At 72.7% G+C, this 23,980-nt stretch carries 20 protein-coding genes; 6 read left to right on the top strand and 14 right to left on the bottom strand.

Annotated features, from left to right (window positions below; all coding sequences use genetic code 11):
• Positions 1 to 27: 27 nt before the first annotated feature.
• The 4 genes from UIS43_RS01455 to metH form a co-directional block, all read right to left on the bottom strand.
• Positions 28 to 1,077 (bottom strand): ABC transporter permease, encoded by a 1,050-nt coding sequence (locus UIS43_RS01455; RefSeq protein ID WP_013152588.1) that lies wholly within the window; start codon positions 1,075 to 1,077, stop codon positions 28 to 30.
• A 640-nt stretch (positions 1,078 to 1,717) separates the two neighbouring features.
• Positions 1,718 to 2,239: a cellulose synthase gene (locus UIS43_RS01450; protein ID WP_232833098.1), complete on the bottom strand. Its 522-nt coding sequence runs from the start codon at positions 2,237 to 2,239 to the stop codon at positions 1,718 to 1,720.
• Between the two features lie 250 nt (positions 2,240 to 2,489).
• Positions 2,490 to 3,203, bottom strand: coding sequence for an HAD family phosphatase (locus tag UIS43_RS01445; RefSeq protein ID WP_041552543.1), 714 nt, complete (start codon positions 3,201 to 3,203; stop codon positions 2,490 to 2,492).
• A 323-nt stretch (positions 3,204 to 3,526) separates the two neighbouring features.
• Positions 3,527 to 6,997: a methionine synthase gene (gene metH / locus UIS43_RS01440; RefSeq protein WP_013152585.1), complete on the bottom strand. Its 3,471-nt coding sequence runs from the start codon at positions 6,995 to 6,997 to the stop codon at positions 3,527 to 3,529.
• Between the two features lie 281 nt (positions 6,998 to 7,278).
• On the opposite strand from metH, the gene UIS43_RS01435 reads away from it, so the two are divergent.
• On the top strand, positions 7,279 to 8,118 hold the full coding sequence (locus UIS43_RS01435; RefSeq protein WP_013152584.1) for a PAC2 family protein: 840 nt from the start codon (positions 7,279 to 7,281) through the stop codon (positions 8,116 to 8,118).
• Between the two features lie 134 nt (positions 8,119 to 8,252).
• Here the strand turns inward: UIS43_RS01435 and UIS43_RS01430 are convergent, their stop codons facing one another.
• Both UIS43_RS01430 and UIS43_RS01425 read right to left on the bottom strand, forming a co-directional pair.
• A complete protein-coding gene (locus UIS43_RS01430) occupies positions 8,253 to 8,663 on the bottom strand; it encodes an ABATE domain-containing protein (protein ID WP_013152583.1) in 411 nt (136 codons plus the stop codon).
• 157 nt (positions 8,664 to 8,820) lie between these two features.
• Positions 8,821 to 10,122 carry a hypothetical protein gene (locus UIS43_RS01425; RefSeq protein ID WP_041552541.1) on the bottom strand — a complete coding sequence of 434 codons (1,302 nt, stop codon included), beginning with the start codon at positions 10,120 to 10,122 and terminating at the stop codon, positions 8,821 to 8,823.
• A gap of 120 nt (positions 10,123 to 10,242) precedes the next feature.
• Here UIS43_RS01425 and UIS43_RS01420 point away from each other — a divergent pair, with 120 nt between their 5' ends.
• Positions 10,243 to 10,764, top strand: a complete 522-nt coding sequence (locus UIS43_RS01420; protein ID WP_013152581.1) for a nitroreductase family deazaflavin-dependent oxidoreductase — start codon at positions 10,243 to 10,245, stop codon at positions 10,762 to 10,764.
• 71 nt (positions 10,765 to 10,835) lie between these two features.
• Here the strand turns inward: UIS43_RS01420 and mshC are convergent, their stop codons facing one another.
• From mshC to UIS43_RS01405, 3 genes are all read right to left on the bottom strand, one after another.
• Positions 10,836 to 12,059, bottom strand: coding sequence for a cysteine--1-D-myo-inosityl 2-amino-2-deoxy-alpha-D-glucopyranoside ligase (gene mshC, locus UIS43_RS01415; RefSeq protein ID WP_013152580.1), 1,224 nt, complete (start codon positions 12,057 to 12,059; stop codon positions 10,836 to 10,838).
• A gap of 182 nt (positions 12,060 to 12,241) precedes the next feature.
• Entirely contained in the window at positions 12,242 to 12,409 is a 168-nt protein-coding gene (locus UIS43_RS01410) for a DUF397 domain-containing protein (protein ID WP_013152579.1), read from the bottom strand.
• Complete coding sequence (locus tag UIS43_RS01405; RefSeq protein ID WP_013152578.1) at positions 12,406 to 13,179, bottom strand: helix-turn-helix transcriptional regulator; 774 nt, start codon at positions 13,177 to 13,179, stop codon at positions 12,406 to 12,408. The genes UIS43_RS01410 and UIS43_RS01405 overlap by 4 nt, the downstream gene beginning before the upstream one ends.
• 99 nt (positions 13,180 to 13,278) lie before the next feature.
• Here UIS43_RS01405 and UIS43_RS01400 point away from each other — a divergent pair, with 99 nt between their 5' ends.
• Complete coding sequence (locus UIS43_RS01400) at positions 13,279 to 13,623, top strand: hypothetical protein (protein WP_013152577.1); 345 nt, start codon at positions 13,279 to 13,281, stop codon at positions 13,621 to 13,623.
• Between the two features lie 194 nt (positions 13,624 to 13,817).
• Here UIS43_RS01400 and UIS43_RS01395 read toward each other — a convergent pair whose 3' ends face one another.
• A complete protein-coding gene (locus UIS43_RS01395) occupies positions 13,818 to 14,000 on the bottom strand; it encodes a hypothetical protein (protein WP_013152576.1) in 183 nt (60 codons plus the stop codon).
• Between the two features lie 229 nt (positions 14,001 to 14,229).
• Positions 14,230 to 14,439, bottom strand: coding sequence for a hypothetical protein (locus tag UIS43_RS01390; RefSeq protein WP_013152575.1), 210 nt, complete (start codon positions 14,437 to 14,439; stop codon positions 14,230 to 14,232).
• A gap of 595 nt (positions 14,440 to 15,034) precedes the next feature.
• Here UIS43_RS01390 and UIS43_RS01385 point away from each other — a divergent pair.
• The gene (locus UIS43_RS01385) at positions 15,035 to 16,306 is read left to right on the top strand and encodes a family 16 glycosylhydrolase (RefSeq protein ID WP_370012211.1); all 1,272 of its coding nucleotides are present in this window, start codon (positions 15,035 to 15,037) and stop codon (positions 16,304 to 16,306) included.
• Between the two features lie 95 nt (positions 16,307 to 16,401).
• Here the strand turns inward: UIS43_RS01385 and UIS43_RS01380 are convergent, their stop codons facing one another.
• A complete protein-coding gene (locus tag UIS43_RS01380) occupies positions 16,402 to 17,214 on the bottom strand; it encodes an NRDE family protein (protein ID WP_370012210.1) in 813 nt (270 codons plus the stop codon).
• A 300-nt stretch (positions 17,215 to 17,514) separates the two neighbouring features.
• Here UIS43_RS01380 and UIS43_RS01375 point away from each other — a divergent pair, with 300 nt between their 5' ends.
• Complete coding sequence (locus tag UIS43_RS01375; protein ID WP_013152572.1) at positions 17,515 to 20,151, top strand: HAD-IC family P-type ATPase; 2,637 nt, start codon at positions 17,515 to 17,517, stop codon at positions 20,149 to 20,151.
• Between the two features lie 267 nt (positions 20,152 to 20,418).
• Complete coding sequence (locus tag UIS43_RS01370) at positions 20,419 to 20,898, top strand: nucleoside deaminase (RefSeq protein WP_370012209.1); 480 nt, start codon at positions 20,419 to 20,421, stop codon at positions 20,896 to 20,898.
• A 114-nt stretch (positions 20,899 to 21,012) separates the two neighbouring features.
• Here UIS43_RS01370 and UIS43_RS01365 read toward each other — a convergent pair whose 3' ends face one another.
• Entirely contained in the window at positions 21,013 to 21,573 is a 561-nt protein-coding gene (locus UIS43_RS01365) for an FxsA family protein (protein ID WP_370012208.1), read from the bottom strand.
• Between the two features lie 207 nt (positions 21,574 to 21,780).
• Positions 21,781 to 23,526 carry an apolipoprotein N-acyltransferase gene (gene lnt, locus UIS43_RS01360; RefSeq protein WP_071621858.1) on the bottom strand — a complete coding sequence of 582 codons (1,746 nt, stop codon included), beginning with the start codon at positions 23,524 to 23,526 and terminating at the stop codon, positions 21,781 to 21,783.
• Positions 23,527 to 23,980 lie beyond the last annotated feature (454 nt).

Here is a 23,980-nt window from a genome sequence, read left to right as displayed (position 1 = left end):
GGCGGGTCAGCCTCCACCGACCGTGGGTCAGTCGGAGGTCTTGGGGTCGAAGGCGTCGCGCAGCCCGTCGCCGAACAGGTTGAACGCCAGGACGGTGATGAAGATGGCCAGACCCGGGAAGACCACGAAGTAGGGCGCCTTCTCGTACAGCGGCACCGCGTCGGAGAGCATCTTGCCCCAGCTCGGCGTGGGCGGGTTGATACCGACGCCCAGGAAGCTCAGGGCCGCCTCGAACAGGATGTTCGTGGGGACGAGCAGGGTCGAGTAGACGATGATCGGCGTGACCAGGTTGGGCAGGATCTCCCGGAAGAGGATGTGCCGGTTGCTGGCGCCCAGGCTCCTGGCGGCCTCCACGAACTCCCGCTCGCGCAGCGAGAGCGTCTGCCCCCGGACGATGCGCGCGATGTAGGGCCAGTTGAAGAAGCCGATGATGAAGACGATGACGCCGATGCGCAGGCCGTTGCCGCTCAGGCCCAGGACGCCGTCGGGGATGACGCCCACGAGCGCGATGGCGAAGAGCATCAGCGGGAAGGCCAGGAAGATGTCCATGGCCCGGCTGATGAGGGTGTCGACCCAGCCGCCCTTGTACCCGGCGACGATGCCCAGGACAGTGCCGATGAACACGCACAGCAGCGTGGACAGGAAGGCCACCAGCAGGGAGATCTGGGCGCCGTAGAGGATGCGGCTGAACAGGTCGCGTCCGGTCACCGGCTCCACGCCGAGCAGGTGGTCGGCGCTGATACCGCCCCAGGGGTCGGTGTCGAACGGGCTCGGGTTGGCCGGGTCGTTGGCCGGCAGGCCGGTGCCGGGCTCGATCAGGTCCTGGTGGAACTGGGTGGGCGGGTGCCCGAACCACTTGGCCAGGAGGGGCGCGAGGATCGCGGCGAGGATGAGCAGGACCACGACCACGCCGGAGACCATCGCGACCTTGTCCTTGCGCAGCCGCTGCCAGGCGATCTGGCGCAGGGACCGGTTGTCGGAGTCTCCGCGGACCCCGTGGGCCTGCGCAGCGACGTTCACGGCGTCGTTCTGCTCCGCCTGCTCCGCCGAATCGGGGGCATGCGAGGGCGCGCTCATCAGGCCACCACTCTCCACTCATACGCTTCTGGCCGAGGGGAACGGGACAGAACCCACGCGTACGGCCGCAAGGAGGGGTGACCTGCGGTTCGCGCGCGGTGGGGCCGGCCGGTTCTCGACGCTGGCTGGCGTGGGCTTGCGTGTCGGCGGGGAGGGCGGATGACCCGCCTCCGCAGACCCGGTCCGCGGGAGTGCGCCACATCACCTGAGGAGTTGGACACACCGGGACCGTTGCGCCCGGGCTGTTACACAGCGACCAACTTACTCGCGATCTGAACGCATAGCGTCCAATATCCGATCATGTATCTAAATCGTGACAAACAACGTTAAAAAGCCTATATAACAACAAAAGGCTACAGAGTTCGCATTCATCCGACGACCGGCCGCGAGCTGCGGCGACGTCCTCCACCGCCGCGCCCACGATACGTCCGAATATGCACCGGTTCGACCCCCCGAGAGGGACGCTATGGCAAGTGCTATACGTCTCAGCGTGTCCATCCGAGTGCGTAGGGCGACGGTCACGAGCGTGCCAGGGCACCGCCACGGACACGTACGGTGACGGTCGCGGCGCACGCGAGGACGACGGCCCCGCGCGTGCGGAACCGTCGTCGCAGGGGTGCGCGGGCCGGGCCCGCGGTGGTCACTCGATGCCGCGCTTGCGCAGCAGTTCCTCGATGTCGCCCAGGTCGGAGAGGTCGTCGGCGGCCCCGGCCTTGTTGGGGGCCGGCCCCACCTTCCCCTTGGCGCCCGGGGCCGCGGGGGCCGCACCGGGCTTGGCGGCGCCGGGCTCGGCCGCGCCGCCCGCCCCGCCGGTGGCCTTGGGCTCCTTGGCCCTGGCGGGGCGGGTGCCCACGTCACGGGCGCGCATGACGCCCGAGACGACGTAGAGCACCACCGCCAGGCCCGCCAGGGCCACACCGGCCCACACCGCCGGGTTGAACAGCAGGCCGACCAGGATGCCGAAGATGTTCATGGCGAACTGCCAGACGGCGTTCATCAGCCCGATCAGACCGGCGGCCAGCGGCAGCAGCGACCACGCCACGCCGCGCAGACCCGAGGCGGCGCCCTTGGCGCGCCACACGAAGAAGGAGATCACCAGTCCCGCGAGGGTGAGTCCGCCTCCCAGGACCAGACCGGTCATCCACGTCAAGTTCTCAGGCATGGGCCCAGTCTCCCATCCGGCGCCGGAGCGCACATCCGGTCGATCCCCTAGGGCGTGTGCGGTGGATGCCGCCCGTCGCGCAGCAGGGTATGTGTCCGCCGGACATGCCCTAGGTCAGGCCCCGGAGGCGAGGCCCCTGTACGCCCACGCTACTCCCGTACCCCGGACGGGCGGCCGGGGCACGGAAGAGGGCGTCGGGGCTGGTGGGGGCGGGGAGAGCCGCGAGGCCGGGGGACGGGCGGACCCGGGTTCAGCGGTCGGCGACCAGGGACTCCAGCCAGTCCAGGTCCACGCCCACCAGGCTGTCGCGGAACACCACGCCCTCGCGCGGCGGGATGTGCACGTGGTTGGGCACCGCGACCGTGACGCACCCGGCGTCGGCCGCCGAGGTCACGCCGACCACCGAGTCCTCGAAGGCCACGCAGCGCGCGGGGTCCACGCCGAGCCGCCGGGCGGCCCTCAGGTACGGGTCGGGGTGGGGCTTGTTCGCCTCGACCTCGTCCCCGGCCACCGAGTCGTCGAAGTTGTCCAGGCCGATCCCGCCGATCGCCGCCTGCACCAGCGTCCTCTCGGTGGAGGTCACCAGGACCACCGGGACCCCGGACTCCGACAGCAGGGTGACCAGCTCCTTGGCACCCGGGCGCAGGTCGGCGCCCTCGGCGAGTCTGGCGCGGAACCTCTCGTAGAGGCGGTCGGCGACCTCGCGCGGGGTGAGGTGGTGCGCGCCGGTCAGGTCGATGATGTAGCGGCCCACGGGCTCGGCGGCGTTGCCGACGTTGCGCTGGTGGTCCTCCTCGGTCCACACGCCGCCCAGTTCGGCGACCAGGTCGGCCTCGGCCTCACCCCACAGGTGCTCGCTCTCGATGAGGGTGCCGTCCATGTCCAGGAGTACGGCCTGGAGGCGTCCGGCCTGGGGGGCCTGGGTGTCGGAGGCTTCGGGACTCAGCGTGCTCTGTTCGCTCATAGGTTCGGTGGCGCCTTCCGGACCGGGCGGCGCCACGCTCTCCCCTCGTGTGTCATGGGTTGCCCGCTGGCCCACGGGACACCCGGGCTGTGCGTCATCATCGTGCGGGACGCGGGGCGCCCGCGCCGTGAAGAGGACCTGTCGGCGTCCTTTCCACACTACGAACACTCGGACGCCTGCGGGTGGAGAGCTGCCCCACACTCCCGCACGCGCACGGCCCCGGGGGCGTGCGCGGCGGACCGCGCGCCTCCCGCACACGCGCGCGGCCCCGCCCCCGGTCGGGGGACGGGGCCGCGCCGGGCGGTCCGCCTCGGACGAGCCGGTCAGACGTTGAAGTAGGTCGCCTCCGGGTGGTGGACGACGATCGCGTCGGTCGCCTGCTCGGGCACCAGCTGGAACTCCTCCGACAGGGTCACGCCCACCCGCTCGGGCTCCAGCAGGCGCATGATCTTGGCGCGGTCCTCCAGGTCGGGGCAGGCCCCGTAGCCCAGGGAGAAGCGGGCCCCCCGGTAGCCGAGCTTGAAGAACGCGTCCAGCTCGGCCGGGTCCTCGCCCGCGAAGCCCAGCTCCGCACGCACCCGGGTGTGCCAGTACTCGGCCAGGGCCTCGGTCAGCTGCACCGACAGCCCGTGCAGTTCCAGGTAGTCGCGGTAGGCGTTCTTGGCGAACAGCTCGGCGGTGGCGCGGCTGATCGCCGAGCCCACGGTCACCACCTGGAAGGACACCACGTCCAGCTCCCCCGACTCCTTGGGCCGGAAGAAGTCGGACAGGCACAGGTGGCGGTCCCGGCGCTGGCGCGGGAAGGTGAAGCGGGTGCGCTCGGCGCCCTCCTCGTCCAGCACCACCAGGTCGTCGCCCTCGCTGTAGCAGGGGAAGTGGCCGTGCACCACGGCCGCCTCCAGCAGGCCGTCGGTCTGGATGCGGTCCAGCCACATCCGCATCCGGGGGCGGCCCTCGGTCTCCACCAGCTCCTCGTAGCTGGGGCCCTCGCCGCCGCGGGCGGCCTTGAGCCCCCACTGGCCCATGAAGGTGGCGCGCTCGTCGAGGAAGGCGGCGTAGTCGGCCAGCGGGATGCCCTTGCTGATCCGGTCCCCCAGGAAGGGCGGCTTGGGCACCCGGTTGGTGGTCGACACGTCGCTGCGGGCGGGCACCTCCTCGGGCTCGCTCACCTTGAGCTTGGCCCCCGTCTTGACCCGGCGCTGGCGCAGGGCGGGCAGCTCGGCGCCCTCGTCACCGCGCTTGACCGCCATGAACGCGTCCATCAGGCGCAGGCCCTCGAAGGCGTCCTTGGCGTAGCGCACGTGGCCGTCGAAGACCTCGGCCAGGTCCTGCTCCACGTAGGAGCGGGTGAGCGCGGCGCCGCCCAGCAGGACCGGGAAGCGCTCGGACAGGCCCCTGGAGTTCATCTCCTCCAGGTTCTCCTTCATGATGACCGTGGACTTGACCAGCAGGCCGGACATGCCGATCACGTCGGCGCGCTGCTCCTCGGCGGCCTCCAGGATCGCCGACACCGGCTGCTTGATGCCGATGTTGACCACGTCGTAGCCGTTGTTGGACAGGATGATGTCCACGAGGTTCTTGCCGATGTCGTGGACGTCGCCCTTGACGGTGGCCAGGACGATGCGGCCCTTGCCGTCGTCGTCGCTCTTCTCCATGTGGGGTTCGAGGTAGGCGACGGCGCCCTTCATGACCTCGGCGGACTTGAGGACGAAGGGCAGCTGCATCTGGCCGGAGCCGAACAGCTCGCCGACGGTCTTCATGCCCGAGAGCAGGGTGTCGTTGACGATGGCCAGGGCGGGCTTGGACTCCAGCGCCTCGTCGAGGTCGGCCTCGATCCCGGTCATCTCGCCGTCGATGATGCGCCGCTCCAGGCGCTCCCACAGCGGCAGGGCGGCCAGCTCCTCGGCGCGGGATGCCTTCATGGACTTGGCGTCCACGCCCTCGAACATCTCCATGAACCGCGAGAGGGGGTCGTAGTCGCCCTCGCGCCGGTCGTAGACCATGTCGAGGGCGACCTCGCGCTGCTCCTCGGGGATCTGGTTGATCGGCACGATCTTGGAGGCGTGCACGATCGCCGAGTCCAGCCCGGCCTGGACCGCCTCGTGCAGGAACACCGAGTTCAGCACGATGCGGGCGGCCGGGTTGAGGCCGAAGGACAGGTTGGACAGTCCCAGGGTGGTCTGCACGTCCGGGTAGAGCCGCTTGAGCTCGCGGATGGCGTTGATCGTCTCCAGGCCGTCCCGGCGGGTCTCCTCCTGCCCCGTGGTGATGGGGAAGGTGAGGCAGTCGATCATGATGTCGCTGGTGTTGAGCCCCCACTCACCGGTGATCTGCTCGATGAGGCGGGTGGCGACGCGCACCTTCCACTCGGCGGTGCGGGCCTGGCCCTCCTCGTCGATGCACAGGCCCACGACGGCGGCGCCGTGCTCCTTGACCAGCCCCATGATGCGGGTGAAGCGGGAGTCGGGGCCGTCGCCGTCCTCGTAGTTGACGGAGTTGACCACGCTCCTGCCGCCGAGGGCTTCCAGGCCCGCCTCCAGGACGGGCGGCTCGGTGGAGTCGAGCATGATCGGCAGCGTGGAGGAGGTGGCCAGGCGCGAGGCCAGCTCGCGCATGTCGCTGACCCCGTCGCGGCCCACGTAGTCGATGTTGAGGTCGAGCAGGTGGGCGCCGTCGCGGATCTGGTCCCGCGCGATCTCCACGCAGTCGTCCCAGCGGCCCTCCAGCATGGCCTCGCGGAACTTCTTGGAGCCGTTGGCGTTGGTGCGCTCACCCACGGCCAGGTAGCTGGCGTCCTGGCGGAAGGGCACACTCTGGTACAGGGAGGAGGAGGCCGCCTCCACCAGGGGCTTGCGGTTCTTGATGCCGCGCCCCTGGACGCGCTCCACCACGTGGCGCAGGTGCTCGGGGGTGGTGCCGCAGCAGCCGCCGGCCAGGCTCAGTCCGAACTCGGAGGTGAAGGAGTCGTGGGCGTCGGCCAGCTCGGCGGGCGAGAGGTCGTAGAAGGCGCCGTCGGGGCCGAGCTGGGGCAGGCCCGCGTTGGGCATGCAGGAGATGGGGATGGGCGAGTGGTGCGACAGGTAGCGCAGGTGCTCGCTCATCTCGGCGGGGCCGGTGGAGCAGTTGAGGCCGATGACGTCGACGCCCAGCGGCTCCAGGGAGGTCAGCGCGGCGCCGATCTCGGAGCCGAGCAGCATGGTGCCGTTGGTCTCGATGCTCACCTGGGCGATGATCGGCACGTCCCTGCCCGCGGCGCGGCGGGCGCGCTGGGCGGCCACCACGGCGGCCTTGACCTGGAGCAGGTCCTGGCAGGTCTCGATGAGGATGGCGTCGGATCCGCCGTCGATCAGGCCGCGCGCGCACTGCTCGTAGTAGTCGCGCAGCTGGGTGTAGGGCGCGTGGCCCAGGGTGGGCAGCCGGTTTCCCGGGCCCACGGACCCGAGGACGTAGCGGGGCTGGTCGGGGGTGGAGTAGGCGTCGGCGGCCTCGCGGGCCACCTGCGCTCCGGCGTGGGCGATCTCGTAGGTGCGGTCCTCGATGCCGTACTCGGCGAGCCCGCCGAGGTTGGCCGAGAAGGTGTTCGTCTCGATGGCGTCCGAACCCACGGCAAGAAAGGCGGCATGGGTGTCGCGGACGATGTCGGGACGGGTGAGGTTGAGGATGTCGTTGCATCCCTCGTGCCCCTCGAACTGGTCGAGGTCGAGATCGTGCGCCTGGAGCATGGTGCCCATCGCTCCGTCCGCCACGACCACACGGCGGGACAGCGTTTCGCGGAAGGTGGGGCTGGCTCTCATATCTGGCAACTCTACGTCGGAGCACCGCGGCGGCCCAGTTGGTGTCCCCGTGACGCGTGGCACTGGGCGGACCCGCGGTGCGGGGCGGGTCGGTCGTCCGGGGACGGCGGTGTCCTTGTCAGTCGCTGTCTGTGAGGTTATCCCATCGGCTGTTCCAGTAGGTGAGACAGGTGTCCCGCGTCGTGGCGGCCGGAAGCCCTCGGACGAGCGCCCCCGAACGGTTCCCCGGGCGGGTCGGCACCACGTAGGGTGGACTCCGTTCGCGTGCAGGGAGGAGCCACATGACCAAGCTCGTCCGGGAGCTTGTCGATCCCGTGATGGTGGCGGCGTTCGAGGGATGGAACGACGCCGGTGAGGCGGCCAGCCTGGCCGTGGAGCACCTGTCGAGGGAGTGGGACGCCTACGAGCTGTGCGCGCTGGCACCGGACGACTACTACGACTTCCAGGTGACCCGGCCGCGCATGTCGATCGTGGACGGCGTGGTGGGCGAGGTCGAGTGGCCCACGACCCGGGTCCGCGTGGCGACGCCGCCGGGGTCGGAGCGCGACGTGGTGCTGGTGACGGGCCCCGAGCCGAACATGCGGTGGCGCTCCTACGCCGCCGACCTGCTGGCCGTGGCTCGGGAGCTGGGCGTCACGCGGATGGTGATGCTGGGTTCGCTGCTGGCGGACGCCCCGCACACGCGGCCGATCCCGGTGACCGGGATGGCCTCGCCCGTGGAGCTGGGCTCGGCGCTGGGGCTGGAGGCGACCACCTACTCGGGCCCGACCGGGATCGTGGGCGTGGTGCACGAGGCGTTCAGCGCGGTGGGGATCGAGACCGCGTCGCTGTGGGCGGCCATCCCCCACTACGTCGCCCAGCCGCCGTGCCCGAAGGCCTCCCTGGCGCTGCTGGCGTGGGTGGAGGACTTCCTGGGCGCGCGGGTGCCGCTGGGCGACCTGCCCGAGGACGCGGTGGCGTGGGAGTCCAACGTCAACGAGCTCACCGCCGAGGACGAGGACATCGCGGCGTACGTGCGCGGCCTGGAGGAGGCCAAGGACACCGCCGACCTGCCGGAGGCCTCCGGTGACGCCATCGCCCGGGACTTCGAGCGCTACCTGCGCCGCCACGACGAGGGCTGAAACCCCGGCGGCGGCCCCGGCGGGGCCGCCGCGGCCGGTGGAAAGCGGCGCGGAACGGGGGCTCCCGCGCCGCGGGCGGGCCCGCGCGGACCCCTCCGGCCCGGGGCCGGGTCCCCGCGTGTGCCGCGGTCCCCTCAGAGCCGCATGTGGCGCCACTCCCCCGTGGACAGCACCACGGCCCAGGCCCCGGCGATGCGGGCCAGCCCGCGGCGGACCTCGTCCACGACCGCCGGGGTCAGCGGCACGGGGGCCTCGCGTGAGGCCTGGAGGCGCACGGTGACGCGGAGGCCGTCCAGGACCTTCTGGCCCCGGGCGATGGCCTCGTGGTCGGGTTCGGCCCGCCGCTCCAGGACCGCCCGGATGCCGTCGCGCAGGGCGATGGCCTCGTCGAGGTCGGCGAGGGTGATGGGGATGGCTCCCTCGGTGGCCAGGCGGTGCTCGCGCAGGAACCGCGCGAGGTCGGCCCGGTCGGCGAGTCCGGCACCGGTGGAGACGAAGTCCGCGATGAGTTCGGCGGCCGCGCTGTGCCGCGTGGGGGTCGTCATGGGGGCTATCCCACCACGGCCGGCCCCCGGATACCGGCGTTTTCGCGAGCCCGTGGCCACAGGTGGTCATCGTGTACGTGTCCAACGAGACGTGTGGGGACGAAACGGTCGCGATGCTTGCCGGTCCGCCCGCCGTGGGGCTCCGCGCCCGCCCGGCTCAGGCCGCGAGCAGCGCGCGGAGCCCGCGGCGCTCGCGGGGCAGCCCCAGCCGGGCGAGCACGACCAGGAAGTTGGCGAACCGGCCGTCCCAGAAGCCGTCGTGGTCGGCCAGGACCCGGAGGTAGTCGCGCTGGACGGCGGTCAGCTCCGCGGGGTCGCGCGGCGCGGCGGGCCCCGTGGCGGACGGGGCCGCCGACCCGTCGGGACCCGTTTCGGCGCCCGCGTCAGCGGTGGTGCCGTCGTCCGCGTCGGCGGCCGCGCCGCGGCCCGTGTCGGCGGCGCGGAAGGCCAGGTCCAGCAGCGGACCGGCGTCGGCCGCCGCGGTGAGGGGTGAGGTCAGCGGGGCCAGCGCGCGCAGCACCGGGAGCAGGCGCGCGGCGTCCTCGGCGGTGGAGCGCTCGGCGAGTTCCCGGACCAGGGCGAAACGCACGTGGCCGGTGAAGTGGGCGGGACGCCTGGTGAACCAGGCGTCGGCCGCCTCCGGGTCCGCGAGCGCGGCGGCCAGCTCCGCGGTGGCCGCGGGGTTGGCTCGCTGGCCGGGCGCCAGCGCGGCGCAGGCGCGGATGGCGGGGTCGGCGTGGGCGAGGAACTCGGTGGTGTCGGCGCCGCAGGCGCCCAGGGCCAGGACGATCACCGCGCCCTCGTCGCGGGTCTCGGCCATGTCGGCCGCGCCGGACAGGTCGGGCTCCAGCCCGCCGAGCCGGGCCAGGGCGGAGGCGGCCTCCACCGCGCACATGCGCGTGTGCGCGTCGGAGGCGGTCAGGTGGGGTTCGACCGCCGCGTACAGCACGGGCGCGGCGGCGCGCATGTCCGGGCCCACCCTCCGCATGAGCGCGTCCACGGCGGGGGTCTCCCAGACCCCGACCGCCTCGTCCTCGTCGTCGGAGGCCAGTGCGGCGTAGACCCGGTCCAGCTCGGCCCCGGCGGGGGGTTCGGGCACGGGGCCGGGGGGCGTCTGGTGCAGTGCGCCCTCGGCCGCGGCGGCCAGGAAGTCGAGCAGGACGCGGCGCGGGGCACCCGGGGCCGCGTCCGACGCCTCGGGGAGCGGGCCCCGGGCCGGGTCGTCGGGTTCGGGGCGGTCGAGGATCCCGGCGACGAACAGGGCGGCGGGGACGGTGGCGGGGTAGACCGTGCCCTGGTGCAGGAGCGCGCCGTGGAGGTGGTCCAGCGCGCGCTCGCGCTCACGCGCGTCGCCGGTGAGCAGGCTGGCGAGGTGCCCGGGGGTGTCGGCGCCGGAGCCGTAGGCGTGGAAGGCGCGGGTCCAGTCGGTGGTGTGGAGTACGTCCGGTCCTGTCTGCATGTCCCGGATTGTGGCAGCGCCCACCGACGGTCCGCGGGTGTGCCGCCGGGGAGCGCCGGGAACGGTCTGGCTATACTCGGGCCCCCGACTCCGGGGCCGCCCCCCAAGGAAGGCCACACCATGTCGTTCGCCCAGCCGCCCACCACACCCCTGCGCCGGGCCCTGTTCCGCGCCCCCATCTGGATCTACCGGACAGGGTTGGGCGGACTGATGGGCCGCCGGTTCGTACTGCTCACCCACAGGGGGCGGACCACGGGAGAGGCCCGCCAGGCGGTGCTGGAGGTCATCGGCGGCGACGACGCCGCGGGAACCGTGCTGGTGGCCTCCGGGTACGGAAGGCGGTCGCAGTGGTTCCGCAACGTCGAGCACGAGCCGCGGGTGCTGTTCCAGCTGGGCAACCGGCGCCGCCGGGGCACCGCCACCGTCCTGTCGCCGCAGGAGTCCGGTGAGGCGCTGGTGAGCTACGCCGAGCGGCACCCCGCCGCCGCCGTGGCGCTGCTGCGCGCGCTGGGCTACGAGGTGGACGACAGCGAGGAGTGGTTCGAGCGGAGGGGTGCGGACATCGGGAACGACATCCCGGTCGTCCGGTTGACCCCCGCGGGGGCCGCCGGTGAGCACCACCCCGGACTCTCCGCTCCCTAGGGCGGCGGACCGGCGGCATCGAAGGCCTTCGGTGTCGCCGGTCGCGTCCGGTGGCGTCAGGCGGCCCGAGGTTACAGGCGCACGCCCAGCAGGGTGTCCACGGTCGCGCGCACCAGGGCGGGCGCGCCGGTGTCGGCGCCGCCCTCGGTGAGGGCGGTGTCGGCCCAGGCGTCCACCGCGGCCAGGGCCGCCGGGGAGTCCAGGTCCTCGGACAGGGCCGCGCGCACGGCGGCGAGCACCGGGGCGGCGTCGGGCGCCGCGCCCAGGGCGAGGGCGGAGCGCCAGCGCTCGGCGCGGGCGGTGGCGGCGGGGAGTTCGGCGTCGGTCCACTCCCACGGGGCGCGGTAGTGGTGGGCGAGCATGGCCAGGCGGATGACGGCCGGGTCCACGCCCTGCTGGCGCAGCTTGGAGACGAAGACCAGGTTGCCCAGGGACTTGGACATCTTCTCGCCGTCGAGGCCGACCATGCCCACGTGCAGGTGGTTGTGGGCGTTGGGTCCGCCCGTGGCACATCGGGTCTCGGCCGCGCCCATCTCGTGGTGGGGGAAGATCAGGTCGCTGCCGCCGCCGTTGAGGTCGAAGGCCGGGCCGAGCCGGTCCAGGGCGATGGCGCTGCACTCGATGTGCCAGCCGGGGCGCCCGCGGCCCAGGGGGCTGTCCCAGGCGGGCTCGCCGGGGCGCTCGGCACGCCAGAGCAGCCAGTCGAGCGGGTCCTTCTTGCCGGTGCGCTGGGGGTCGCCGCCGCGTTCTCCGAACAGCTCCAGCATCTGCCCGCGGTCCAGGTTGCTGATCTCGCCGAACTCGGGCGCCTCGGCGACGGAGAAGTACAGGTCCCCGTCCAGCTCGTAGGCGGCGCCGGTGTCGCGGATGCGGGCGGCGAGGTCGCTGATGAGGTCGACGGACTCCACCACGCCGACGTAGGAGGTCGGGGGGATGATCCGCAGGGCGGCCATATCCTCGCGGAAGACGTCGATCTCGCGGTGGGCGAGGTCGCGCCAGTCGACGCCGGTGGCCTCCGCGCGCTCCAGGAGCGGGTCGTCGATGTCGGTGGTGTTCTGCACGTAGTTGACGTCGTGGCCCGCGTCGCGCCAGACCCGGTTGACCAGGTCGAAGGTGAGGTAGGTGAAGGCGTGTCCCAGGTGGGCGGCGTCGTAGGGGGTGATGCCGCAGGCGTACATCCCGGCCCGGGGGCCCGGCGTCGTCGTCCTTATCCGGCCGGTGGCGGTGTCGTGGACACGAAGGGGACCGCCGGTACCCGGCAGGGGGACGATGTCAGGCGCAGACCATGAACGCATACCGCGCAGCCTATCCGGACGGGTGGGCGGGAGGCGTGCGCGGGAGGGTGGGCACCGCGCGTGATGATCACCCCAGAAGAGGTGGGAATAAGCCGGGACGGGGACGGAACCCCCGCCCGTCCTCGGGTTGGGGGTTCCGCGCTGGTCCCGGGCCAGGTCAGAGCCTTCGCCCGGAGCGAGTTCTAGCGCGTCTGGGTGCGCAGCAGGGCGGCCCACTCCGACGCGGGGAACGTCAGGTGCCCGGCTGCACGGTTGACGGTGTCGCGAACGTCCGCGCCCTGGGGGGTCTCCCGAACCTCGACACACTGACCACCCGTGTTGCTGTAGCTGGACTTGTGCCAGTCACTCAAAGTAGTTCCTCCAGTACCTTTCGCGACTGTTGGGCGGGGAGCGCCAACGCGAACGCGCGTTTGACCAGTTCCGACAGCCGCTCGAAGTCGTCAGTTTCGCCGTAGACGACATTACCGGTCAGGTGGTCCGCGCTCGCGGCCTTTCCGCCCCCTCTGAGGCGCACCATGAGCATGGGGGAGGTGATCCCGATCAACGCCGAACCCTCGGGTACCAGGTGGACGGACACCCGGCCCCCGTCAATCAGGGACAGCAGGTGTTGAGCCTGTTCGGTACGGACCGCGTCTGTAACGCATTCCAGCGCGGACACCGGGAACACAGCCGACACCCCGGGGTCGTTGCGCACTCGAAGCACTTCGTGACGAGAACACCGCAACGCGACCAATCGTCGGATATCCGTCGCGGACGACAACGGTTGGCCCTCCCGGAAGACGATCTCCGCGTATCCGGGTGATTGCAGCAATCCGGGAACCAGCACGGGAGAGACGTACTCGATCAAGGAGGCGGCTTCTTCGAGCATGCCCGCGTCCTGCATCCACGGGAGCAACGCGGACGGAGCGGTGAAACCCTCCCACTTGCGGACCAGCGCGCCGCGCATCTCCAGCGCCTTGTCGAGCTTCGCAACGTCGTCACGTGCTGGGACATAATGGTCATTTTCCCAGCGGGAAAGGGTTGACGAAGAAACCTTCGCGTGAGTCGCGAGCTTGCGCAGCGTATAACCTGCGCGTTTGCGTTCACCCGAGAGGTATGACCCGAAACTGTGATCCACCATGTCCCATACGCTATGCAAGTTGTCTCACTCACAACCAGTCCCGAGGAGGACACAAAGCACTTTCTGTGGGACACGGGGTTTCGGTCGGACGCTGGAGGCATGAACGATATCGAGCAGCGTCGAACGGACGCGAACACACGGCGGGACCCCTTCACCGAGGCCCGCGACGCCTTCCTCTCCCGGCGGGGACTCGCCTTCACCCTGGAATGGAGGCGCTTCCCCTGGACGTGGGGCGCGGACGTCGACCGCGCCCTCATCGGCCCCGCCTACCTGGGAAACGTCTCCATCGGGCTCAAGGACGACTGGACCTGGGGATGGCAGGGCCAGCACGGAACCTGGAAGTACGTCCAGCGGGACAGGCTCGACCTCTTGGTGGCCCAGGTGATCGAGACCCGCGCGGGATACGTCCCACCCCTGCCGCGCAGGCGAGGGCGGGACAGCTGACCGGTGACGGGACACGGGGGATCACCGAACCGGAGGGCGGTGGTCTCTCGTGCCGTGTGGGCGGTGGTCTCCCGTACTACGACCGGACGCGCGCGGGAGGGTGGGCACCGCGCGTGATGAGCACCCCGCAAGGGGCGGGGACAAGCCGGGCGCAGCCCGGGCGGCGGAGGGTGCGCACGTCCCGGGACCGGGGCTCACGCGGCGAGGTTGTGGTGCCTCCTGCTGATGAGCAGGGCGCCGAACACCGCCACGGCGGCGCACAGAGCGGCCATCCCCTCGTTGCCCAGACGCCAGTGCAGCAGCGCGCCGCTGACCGAGACGACGTAGAGGAGCCAGTACGCTCCGCTCTCCACCAGGTTGCCGTTACGGCCCTCCATCGTGCCCCCTGCCGTGAACGCGTGCCCTCACGCGAGCCTGACGGCACACGCCGTCTCTCTCTGAGACGCCGTGGTCACTCTCGGGGTTGACACGCCGTCGCGACCCGGGGGTGTGACGGTGGTTATGCGCACCGGTGACGCACGCCCACCCTGGTCAGGGCTGAGGCGGGCCGCGCCGGAGCAGGTGGGGCCGGAGCGGGCGGACCGCTCCCCGGCCGGCCGCCCGGGGTCAGGGCCGGGCCGCGTCCGCGAGTTCCAGCAGGTCCAACTCCTCGGCCGTGCGCGCCAGCTCGGGGTCCCCGGCGGGGCCGAACTCGACCATGTCGGCGTGGACCGCCCGGAGCCGCCACCGGGCGCGGGACACGTCGCGGCGCCCCCCGCGCGGGCTCAGGGCGTGGCGGGAGGGGGCGGCCTGGTCACGGACGGGCATAGCGCTCATGGATGGTCCTTCGGGGGTGGGTCGGCGGTTGTGGGGCAGCCCGGGTCACGGTGTGACGCTGCCTCCGCGCCCCGGGTTCACCGTGAACACGGTCCCGTAGCCCGCCTCCAGCGCGGTTTCGGAATCCTTTCGCTCCACCCCAGGTCAACGGGGAATCGGGGAGGGAGCGCCCACGGTGTTCCTGTCCCCTACCCGTTGTTCCGTCCGGAATGCACAGAGTTGGCGCATCAAAGCCACCCATGTCCGTCTTCGGAATCAGGACCCGACCGCGCCCGACAGAACCTGCCCCGTTGCCCCCGCCGCCCGCGCCCGCCGACCGGCCTCCCGGCCAGCCGCCGTCCGCCCGAGCGCGGGCGGTTCCACACCCGACCGAGCGGTTCGCGCCAGGAGCCGCTGTCATCCCCACGCTCCTGCCCCGCGCACCCCCCTTGTGCCGAAGGAAAACTAAACGTACAGTAACTTACCGATTAGATTCGTTGCGTAACACGGCGACTGCGCGCAGTCGCCCACCTGGTCCCGCGCACGCCCGCCGTGCACCGGGCCGACTCCGCCCGTCACCGCCCCGCCGCGGCGGGGCTTCCCCCCGGAGTAACCCATGCGCATCGCGCACCGGCCCCGCAGGTCCCTCGCCTCCGCGGCCCTGTCCTTCCTCACCGCAGCCGCGCTCGTGATCCCGGTCGGGGCCGCCTCGGCCGCCCCCGTCCCCGAGGACACGGCGGCCCCGGCGTCCGCCGAAGCCGCCCAGGCGGCGGCCCTGGTGTGGTCCGACGAGTTCAACGGCGCCGCCGGAAGCGCCCCCAACCCCGCCAACTGGAACCACGAGACCGGCGCCCACGGCTGGGGCAACAACGAACTCCAGAACTACACCAGCAGCCGCGCCAACTCCGCCCTCGACGGCAACGGCAACCTCGTCATCACCGCACGCAGGGAAGCCAACGGCGGCTACACCTCCGCCCGCATGACCACCCAGAACAAGGTCGAACACGCCTACGGCCGCATCGAGGCCCGCATCAAGATCCCCCGCGGCCAGGGCATCTGGCCCGCCTTCTGGATGCTCGGCGCCGACTTCCCCGACACCCCCTGGCCCGACTCCGGCGAGATCGACATCATGGAGAACATCGGCCGCGAACCCCACCTGGTCCACGGCACCCTCCACGGCCCCGGCTACTCCGGGGGCAACCCCCTGACCGGCTCCTACATGCACCCGCAGGGCTGGTCCTTCGCCGACGACTTCCACACCTTCGCCATCGACTGGAGCCCCGGCTCCATCACCTGGTCCGTGGACGGCAACGCCTACCAGACCTACACCCCGGCCGACACGCGCGGAAACCCCTGGGTCTACGACCAGCCCTTCTTCATGATCCTCAACATCGCCGTGGGCGGTAACTGGCCCGGCTACCCCGACGGCACCACCCAGTTCCCCCAGCAGATGCTCGTGGACTACGTCCGGATCTACTCGGACGGCGGCGGCCCCGGCGGCGGCACCGGGACGATCACCGCCTCCAACGGCATCTGCCTCGACGTCGCCGGGGCCCAGACGGGCGACGGCACCCCGATCCAGCTGGCGCACTGCAACGGCAACCAGGCCCAGCAGTGGACCGAGGGCTCCGACGGCACGTTCCGGGCGTTCAACAAGTGCCTGGACGTGGCGGGCGGCGCCACCGCCGCGGGCACCCCCGTACAGCTGTGGACCTGCAACGGGACCGGCGCGCAGCGGTGGACCCACGACAGCGGGACGCAGGCCCTGCGCAACCCGCAGTCGGGCCGCTGCCTGCAACCCCAGGGCCGGGCGCAGAGCGACGGCACCCGGATGGTGATCGCCGACTGCGACGGCAGCGCCGTCCAGCGCTGGAGCCTGAACGGCTGACCCCTACCCCGTGCCGCCCGCCGACCCCTCCGGCGGGCGGCGCCCCGCCGCCCGCCACTGCTCGGGCGGCCGGCGGCGCCTTCGGCCCCCGTGTCTCAGAACCGGGGGGCCGAGGTGTCGACCATCCGCCACGCCCCGGGATCGGCCGGGGCGTCGGTGAAGGCGTAGCGCACGGTCTCGCGGTCCATGGCGAGCAGGGTCACCGACCCGGTCTCCCACGTCCTGCCCCCGCCGAGGTCGGCGCGGGCGACCAGGCCCGTCGGGTCGCCGGACTCGTCGGGGCCCGCCGAGCGGGGCGCGGAGTTGGCGGCCTCGTTGACCAGGCGCGGCCACTCCCCCCAGATCTCCTCCACCCCCTTCGCCCGGGACAGGTCGGCCGGTTCGGGCCGGGTGCGCGCGAACTCGGGCGTGTGGCGGGCGGCGCGCGGATCGTCCGGGTTCAGTCCGGTGTTGACCACCATGCTCACGCCGACCGGAAGCGGACGGGTGTCCAGGCACCGGCCGTCCCAGCTGTGCAGTCCGGCCCGGCGGGCGTCGGCGTCCAGCAGGTGGAAGGGCGCGTAGAGGGTGGGGTCGTCGCCGTGCAGAGGGTCGCGGCCCGGGTTCCTGCCCGCCTGCGCGAGGGCGCGCAGCGGCAGTTCGCCCCGGCTGGCCGGGTAGGTGCCCTCCCAGGGCATGCGCCCGTCCCAGGGCCAGCCGTTGAGCAGGGCCGCCGTGCGCGGGCCCGTGGGGTCCACCGCCAGCCAGGTGCCGCCCGCGAGGCGGTCCCGGCCGCCGACGAGGTCGGGCCGGTCGGGCCAGTGCCGGGCGGGCCCGTCCCAGGGCCGGGAGGACATCTCGTCCCTGAGCGCGGCGATGACCAGGGGCGTGTCCGCGCCGGGGTCGAAGCCGACGATGACAGTGCACATGACGACCTTGTGACCTTTGCTGTGGGTCCCCGGTGTGGTGCGGTCCCCGCGACGGTGCGGGCGGAACGGGGATGTGGACAGGAGGTAGACGCAACCGTACCCGGAGGGTGCCCCCGGTGGTGCTCCGCGCGGGCCCGGGGTGGTGCGGGCACCACCCCGGGTCCGGGGGACGGTGTGCCTGTTCCCGGCCCGGGAGTCTTCTAGTCTGTAGTCTCCCTCCCCCTTCGCGTGTGCGGGGCGGATGCCGCGTCCAAGGCGCCTCCCGCCCGTCTCGTTTCCCGGACCACACAGGAGTAGTGCGTGCCCGAGCAACCCGACCGGACCGACGGCGGTGCGGACAGCACCGCGGACAGGCCGCGGGACGCGGCTTCCGCCGTCCCCGGACCACAGGCGGGCGGCGGCGCCCCCGAGACGGCCGGAGCCCCCGCCGGGGCCTCCGCCGAGCCCGCCCCCGCAGGCCCCAGCGGCCCGGCGGGCCCTCCGCCCGAGACGGGGCTGAGCAGCCAGCAGGTCGCCGAGCGGGTCTCGGCGGGGCGGACCAACGACGTGCCGGTGCGCGCGAGCCGCACGGTCGGCCAGATCATCCGCGGCAACGTGTTCACCCGGATCAACGCCATGGTCGCGGTGCTGTTCTCGATCATCGCGGTGATCGGCCCGGTGCAGGACGGGCTGTTCGCGATGGTCATCCTCTTCAACACGCTGATCGGCATCGTCCAGGAGCTGCGGGCCAAGCGCACCCTGGACAAGCTCGCCATCGTCAACGCCGCCCGGCCCCGGGTGGTGCGCGACGGCGCCACCGTGCACGTGGCCACGCAGGAGATCGTCCTGGACGAGGTCCTGGAAGTGGGCGTGGGCGACCAGATCGTGGTCGACGGCACCGTCACCTGGGCCGGGGGGCTGGAGGTCGACGAGTCGCTGCTGACCGGCGAGGCCGACCCGGTGGTCAAGCGGCCCGGGGACACGGTGATGTCGGGCAGCTTCGTGGTGGCGGGCACCGGCCGGTTCCGGGCCACCAAGGTGGGGCGGCACGCCTACGCGGCGCGGCTGGCCGAGGAGGCGAGCCGCTTCTCACTGGTGCACTCGGAGCTGCGGTCGGGCATCAACCGCATCCTGACCTGGATCACCTACGCGCTGTTCCCGATCGGCGCCCTGCTGATCTACAGCCAACTGGTCCTGGGCGGGCACGTGGGCCTGGAGGAGTCGACGTCGGGCGGCCAGATCTCCGGCCCGCTGGCGGACGCCCTGCGCAGCATGGTCGCGGCCCTGGTGTCGATGATCCCCGAGGGCCTGGTCCTGCTCACCAGCATCGCGTTCGCGGTCGGGGTGATCCGGCTGGGGAGGCACAAGTGCCTGGTGCAGGAGCTGCCCGCGATCGAGGGCCTGGCCCGTGTGGACGTGGTGTGCACCGACAAGACGGGCACGCTGACCGAGGCGGGCATGAAGCTGGCCGGGATCCGCGACCTGGGCGGGCACGGCGGGGAGGACTCCCCCTCGCTCGTGCTGGCTGCGCTGGCGGCCAGCGACCCCGACCACAACGCGAGCATGGCGGCGATCGCGCGCGGGTGCGAGGCCGCGGGCCAGACGGCTCCCGACTGGACGGTCACGGCGCTGGCGCCGTTCTCGTCCGCCCGCAAGTGGAGCGGGGCCAGCTTCCTGGCCTCCGGCGGCGAGGAGCACTGGGTGCTGGGCGCGGCCGACGTGCTGGTCTCCCCGCGGGACCCGGCGGCGGCCGAGGCGGCCCGGCTGGGCGCGCAGGGCCACCGGGTGCTGCTGCTGGCCCGCGCGTCGGCGCGGGTGGACTCCGACGAGGCCCCCGGGACCGTGCTGCCGGCGGCCCTGGTGGTGCTGGACCAGAGGCTGCGCGAGGACGCCGGTCCGACCCTGGACTACTTCGAGGACCAGGGTGTGGACGTCAAGATCGTCTCGGGCGACCACGCGGCGTCGGTGGGCGCGGTGGGCCGTGAGCTGGGGCTGCCGGGCGCGGACCAGCCGGTGGACGCGCGGGCGCTGTCGGAGGACGGCGACGAGCTGGCCCGCGAGGTGGAGCGGCGCTCGGCCTTCGGCCGGGTGACGCCCGAGCGCAAGCGCGACATGGTCAGGGGCCTGCGCGAACGCGGGCACACGGTGGCGATGACCGGTGACGGCGTCAACGACGTGCTGGCGCTGAAGGAGGCCGACATCGGCGTGGCGATGGGCTCGGGGAGCCCGGCGTCGCGGTCGGTGGCCCAGCTGGTGCTGCTGGACAACCGGTTCGCGGTGCTGCCGCGCGTGGTGGCCGAGGGCCGACGGGTCATCGGCAACATCGAGCGGGTGGCCAACCTGTTCCTGACCAAGACCGTGTACACGATGACGCTGGCGATCATCGTGGGCCTGCTGGCGGTGGCCTACCCCTTCTTCCCGCGCCACGCGACGCTCATCAACGCGGTGACGTTCGGTATCCCGTCGTTCTTCCTGGCGCTGGCGCCCAACACCGACATCGCCCGTCCGGGGTTCGTGATGCGGACGCTGCGGCTGGCGATCCCCTCGGGCATGGTGGCGGGCTTCGCCGCGGTGACGACCTACCTGCTGGTGCTGGGCGGCCGGACGGTGCCCGACCCGGCCGACCGGACCGCGGTGGTCATCACGCTGTGCGCGACGACGCTGTGGGTGCTGCTGCTGGTGGCCAAGCCGTACGTGTGGTGGAAGGTGCTGATGGTGGGCTCCATGGTGGGCCTGTTGACGCTGGCGATGGTGACACCGCTGGGGCAGTGGTTCTTCGACCTGGACGTGAGCGACCCGACCAAGGTGCTGACCGGTCTGGCCGTGGCCGGTGTGGCGATCGTGGTGATCACGGTGATCCGGGTGGTGGACGACCGGATGGTGGCCCGCTCGGAGGCGCGTGCGGCGGAGGGGGAGGACGAGCGCGAGGCCGAGGAGCGCACCCCGGAGCCGGTGTGACAGCGGTTCTCCGGGAGGCGGAGGGGCCGGGTACAGGCACCCCGGTCCCCCCGGCGCCCCGCCCCGGTGAGAGCGCGTGCGCAGGGCGGGGTGACACCGGTCTTCGCTCCGGGACCCGGTTGCGGGGCGCGGCCGGGGGAGGCCCCATCCTGGAAAGCACGGACCCGGAAGGCGCGGTCCCCGGAGTACGGCCCCGGAAGGCCCGGTCGCGCGGGGGCAGTCCGCTCGGGGTCCACGGCGGGGCCTGGAGAGGGAGAGAGGCAGGACATGCTGAGCGAAACCGACATGCGCCACCTGCGGCGCGCGGTCGATCTGGCCGAGGAGTCCCTGGAGGCGGGTGACGAGCCCTTCGGCTCGGTGCTGGTGTCCGGGGAGGGGACGGTGCTCTTCGAGGACCGCAACCGCGTCGCCGGCGGCGACCCGACGCAGCATCCGGAGTTCGCCATCGCCCGGTGGTCGGCCACCCGCGTGAGCCCCGGCGAGCGGGCGGCGGCGACCGTCTACACCTCCGGGGAGCACTGCCCCATGTGCTCGGCCGCCCACGGCTGGGCGGGGCTGGGCCGGATCGTGTACGCGAGCTCCTCGGCGCAGCTCGTCTCGTGGCTGGAGGAGTGGGGCGTGCCCCCGGCACCGGTGCGGCCCCTGCCGGTCGGCGAGATCGTGCCCGGAATCGCGGTGGAGGGGCCGGTGGACTCCCTGGTCACGCGGGTGCGGTCGCTCCAGGCCCGCTTCCACGGCCGGGACTGACACCAGCGCCTTCCCCCCAGCCCGTCGACGGCCGCGCCCGCGCTGAGCGCGGGCGGGGCCGTCGGCGCGGTGAGCGCTGTCGGCTCGTGAGGACCGTCAGCGCGGTGGGCGTCGTCAGTCCTTGTCGTCGTCGCGGGGCTCGAACCGGCCCTGGATGACGCGGCCGCGGTTCTCCGGGGCGGCGTCCCCGTCGCTGCGGGGGCCGAACGGGCTCTGGCCGGGACCGAACGGCCCCGCGGCCGGACCCGCCCCCGGGCCGGGGGCGGTGGACCCGCGGACGACGAACTCCTCGTTCATCCGCTCCTGCATCCCGCGCACGCGGCGCCGCGCCCACGAGGCGAAGGCCCAGCGCAGGACGGGCCGGGTGAAGGGCAGGACCATCAGCAGGCCGAGCACGGCGGTGATGAACCCGGGGATCACGAGCAGGATGCCGCCCGCCATCAGCATGAGCGGGTCGAGCAGGCCCCCGCGCGGCTGCTCGCCCGAGCGCATGGCCTGGTCCGCGTCCCGGAAGGCCCTGGTCCCGGCCCGGCGCAGCACGGCCACGCCCAGGACCATCAGCGAGACCAGCGCGGCCAGCGTCCACGGGACGCCGATCCAGCCGCCGACGGCGATCATCAGCCACACTTCCAGGAAGGGCAGCGCCATCAGCGCCAGCACTGTCAGCAGCGGCATGCGTAACCATCCTCCGGGTCGTCGGCGGGAGCTCCCCCTACAGGAGAGAACGCGCGCGCGGGCGCCGGGGTTCCCCGTGCACGTGCTTCCCGGCCGGGCGTCCGCGCGAACGCCCCTCAGATGCGCCGTCCTCGGCGTCCGCACGCGCCCGCGCAGAGCCCTTCCGCCGGCCCCGTGCCTGCCGGGCGCGGCGCGGGCGTGTCCCCCTCAGGCGCGGCGACGGCGGCCCAGGACCACCGCCACGACCACCGCTCCCAGCCCCAGGGCGCTCAGGAGCGCCTCCGGCGCGGCGCCGAGGCGGGTGGCGACGGTGGTGCCCTCCATCGCCTCCAGCTCGGCCACGTGGATGTCGGGCACCGCCTCGGGCGAGCTGTAGGCCAGGCTCCCGTCGGGGTTGACCACGGCGCTGACGCCGCTGGTGGAGACGACCACCGCCGGGCGGCCGTGCTCGACAGCGCGCAGCTGGGTGATGGCCAGCTGCTGGTTGGTCTGGCCGGTGAAGTTGTAGTTGGCGTTGTTGGTGGGGATCACGATGACCTGCCCGCCCGCGGCGACGGACTCGCGCACCGGCAGGTCGAAGGCCACGTCGAAGCAGATGCCCACGGCCAGGGTGGTGCCGCCCACGTCCAGGGCGCCGGGCTCGGTGCCGGGGACGGCGTCGGAGCTGACCTGCTGGAGACGGGCCACGAACCGCGTGAAGAAGTCGCGGAAGGGGACGTACTCGCCGAACGGGACGAGGTAGCGCTTGTCGTAGATCTCGCCCGGCCCGCTCCGGGGGTCCCAGACCACGCTGCTGACGTAGCGGGTGCCGTCGTCGTTGAAGCGGCTCATGCCCCACAGCAGGGGGACGCCCGCGTCGGCCGCGGCGGCGTCGATGGTCTCGCGCGCCTGGGGGTCGCGGAAGGGGTCGATGTCGCTGGCGTTCTCCGGCAGCAGCACCATGTCCGGCTGGGGGTACTCCCCCGCGCGGACGGCGTCGGCGAGCTCGTGGACCCCGTCGGCGTGGTTGTTGAGGACCTGCATGCGCTCGCCCGCGACGGACATCTGTCCGACGTTGGGGACGTTGCCCTGGACCATGCCGACGGTGACGGTGTGCGAGACGTCGGGGCGGCCGATCGCGGGGGCCAGGGCGCCGCCGGCGACGACGGCCGCTCCGGCGGCCAGCCCGAGGACGGCCGGGACCCAGCCGGTCCGCAGCGGGCCGCCCGTGCGGGCGGGGCCTCCCCGGCCCGTGCCCGCCTCGTGCGCGGCGTTGCGATCGTTTCGGTCGTCCTGATCACCGTGTCCGGTCCGACGGGCGCCCGCCAGGCGCAGCGCGCTCCACAGCAGCAGGCCGCCGGTGAGGGCGACCGCGAAGGTCACCAGGGCGGAGGAGCCGAGGGCGGCGTAGCCGACGAAGGGCGTGTCGGGCTGGGCGAAGGCGAGCTTGCCCCAGGGGAAGCCGCCCAGCGGCCAGCGGGCGCGCACGGCCTCCTGGGCCACCCACAGGGCCGCGGTCCACAGCGGCCAGCCGGGCAGGCGCATGGCCAACGCCAGGCCCATCGCCATGGGCAGGAAGTAGACGGTCTCGGCTCCGGCGATGAGCAGCCACACGTCGATACCGAAGATGTCCTGCCAGTGCACCAGCGGCACCATGAGCGTGGCCCCGGACAGGGCGCCGAGCCAGGCCGCGCGGCGCGTCCGGGCCCCCGCCACGGCGAGGGCGAGCAGCGCGGCGCTGAGCGGGCCCAGCCACCACAGGCCGTAGGGCGGCAGCGCGAAGAGCTGGGCCAGACCGGATCCGACCGCGGCGAGCACCCGCCACAGCAGATCGCGGTGTCCCCAGCGGTGCCCCGGCGCGAAGGCGGAGGCGAAGGAGCGTGCCGGGTTCGCCGTCCGCTCCCGCCCCGCCGGTTCCGGCGAGGGTCTGTCGGAGCCGTGGGCGCTGCCCTGCTCGGTGTGCTCGGCAACCACGTGGGGTGCTCGCTTTCCGCTTGCTGGTGAGAGGTGCTCGCGGTCAGCATATGGGGGGACGCGGAAAAGGCCCGAGCCACCCTTCGGACCGGCTCCGTCCCGTCGGCGGCGAGCTCGGAAGACCGTTGTCTACTGGATGTTCGGGCCTTTTCCGGGTCCAACCCCCCGCCCGGTCGCGGTACTCCACCCCTCACCCGATCCCAGCTGCACCTGGCGCGTGATGCAGCGTCCGATCGGACGAGTGGGGGCCGCACAACCGGTCCGTCCAGTGCTGGACTGGTCGTTAGGTTACCCAGACTCCCCGACCCGATGCCTCAACCCGGCTGCCGTGTCGTGGCCGCCGCCCCGAGGGCGTGGAGGGGAGAAAGGAAGGAACCGTCGGACAGGCTAACGCACCTGGGGCCGCCACGCCAGCTGGGCGGACGGGGTTTGTGTCTGACCGCAATCGGATCGA

It is taken from the genome of Nocardiopsis sp. LDBS0036, assembly GCF_041228755.1.
Classification (GTDB): domain Bacteria; phylum Actinomycetota; class Actinomycetes; order Streptosporangiales; family Streptosporangiaceae; genus Nocardiopsis; species Nocardiopsis dassonvillei.
The sequence above is the reverse complement of the archived record's forward strand: the minus strand, read 5'-3'. Positions and strand labels throughout refer to the sequence as shown.

Coding starts and splice junctions, on each gene's coding strand:
- UIS43_RS01455 (WP_013152588.1), bottom strand. CDS start 1,077: ATGAGCGCGCCCTCGCATGCCCCCGATTCGGCGGAGCAGGCGGAGCAG.
- UIS43_RS01450 (WP_232833098.1), bottom strand. CDS start 2,239: ATGCCTGAGAACTTGACGTGGATGACCGGTCTGGTCCTGGGAGGCGGA.
- UIS43_RS01445 (WP_041552543.1), bottom strand. CDS start 3,203: ATGAGCGAACAGAGCACGCTGAGTCCCGAAGCCTCCGACACCCAGGCC.
- metH (WP_013152585.1), bottom strand. CDS start 6,997: ATGAGAGCCAGCCCCACCTTCCGCGAAACGCTGTCCCGCCGTGTGGTC.
- UIS43_RS01435 (WP_013152584.1), top strand. CDS start 7,279: ATGACCAAGCTCGTCCGGGAGCTTGTCGATCCCGTGATGGTGGCGGCG.
- UIS43_RS01430 (WP_013152583.1), bottom strand. CDS start 8,663: ATGACGACCCCCACGCGGCACAGCGCGGCCGCCGAACTCATCGCGGAC.
- UIS43_RS01425 (WP_041552541.1), bottom strand. CDS start 10,122: ATGCAGACAGGACCGGACGTACTCCACACCACCGACTGGACCCGCGCC.
- UIS43_RS01420 (WP_013152581.1), top strand. CDS start 10,243: ATGTCGTTCGCCCAGCCGCCCACCACACCCCTGCGCCGGGCCCTGTTC.
- mshC (WP_013152580.1), bottom strand. CDS start 12,059: ATGCGTTCATGGTCTGCGCCTGACATCGTCCCCCTGCCGGGTACCGGC.
- UIS43_RS01405 (WP_013152578.1), bottom strand. CDS start 13,179: ATGGTGGATCACAGTTTCGGGTCATACCTCTCGGGTGAACGCAAACGC.
- UIS43_RS01400 (WP_013152577.1), top strand. CDS start 13,279: ATGAACGATATCGAGCAGCGTCGAACGGACGCGAACACACGGCGGGAC.
- UIS43_RS01395 (WP_013152576.1), bottom strand. CDS start 14,000: ATGGAGGGCCGTAACGGCAACCTGGTGGAGAGCGGAGCGTACTGGCTC.
- UIS43_RS01390 (WP_013152575.1), bottom strand. CDS start 14,439: ATGAGCGCTATGCCCGTCCGTGACCAGGCCGCCCCCTCCCGCCACGCC.
- UIS43_RS01385 (WP_370012211.1), top strand. CDS start 15,035: ATGCGCATCGCGCACCGGCCCCGCAGGTCCCTCGCCTCCGCGGCCCTG.
- UIS43_RS01380 (WP_370012210.1), bottom strand. CDS start 17,214: ATGTGCACTGTCATCGTCGGCTTCGACCCCGGCGCGGACACGCCCCTG.
- UIS43_RS01370 (WP_370012209.1), top strand. CDS start 20,419: ATGCTGAGCGAAACCGACATGCGCCACCTGCGGCGCGCGGTCGATCTG.
- UIS43_RS01365 (WP_370012208.1), bottom strand. CDS start 21,573: ATGCCGCTGCTGACAGTGCTGGCGCTGATGGCGCTGCCCTTCCTGGAA.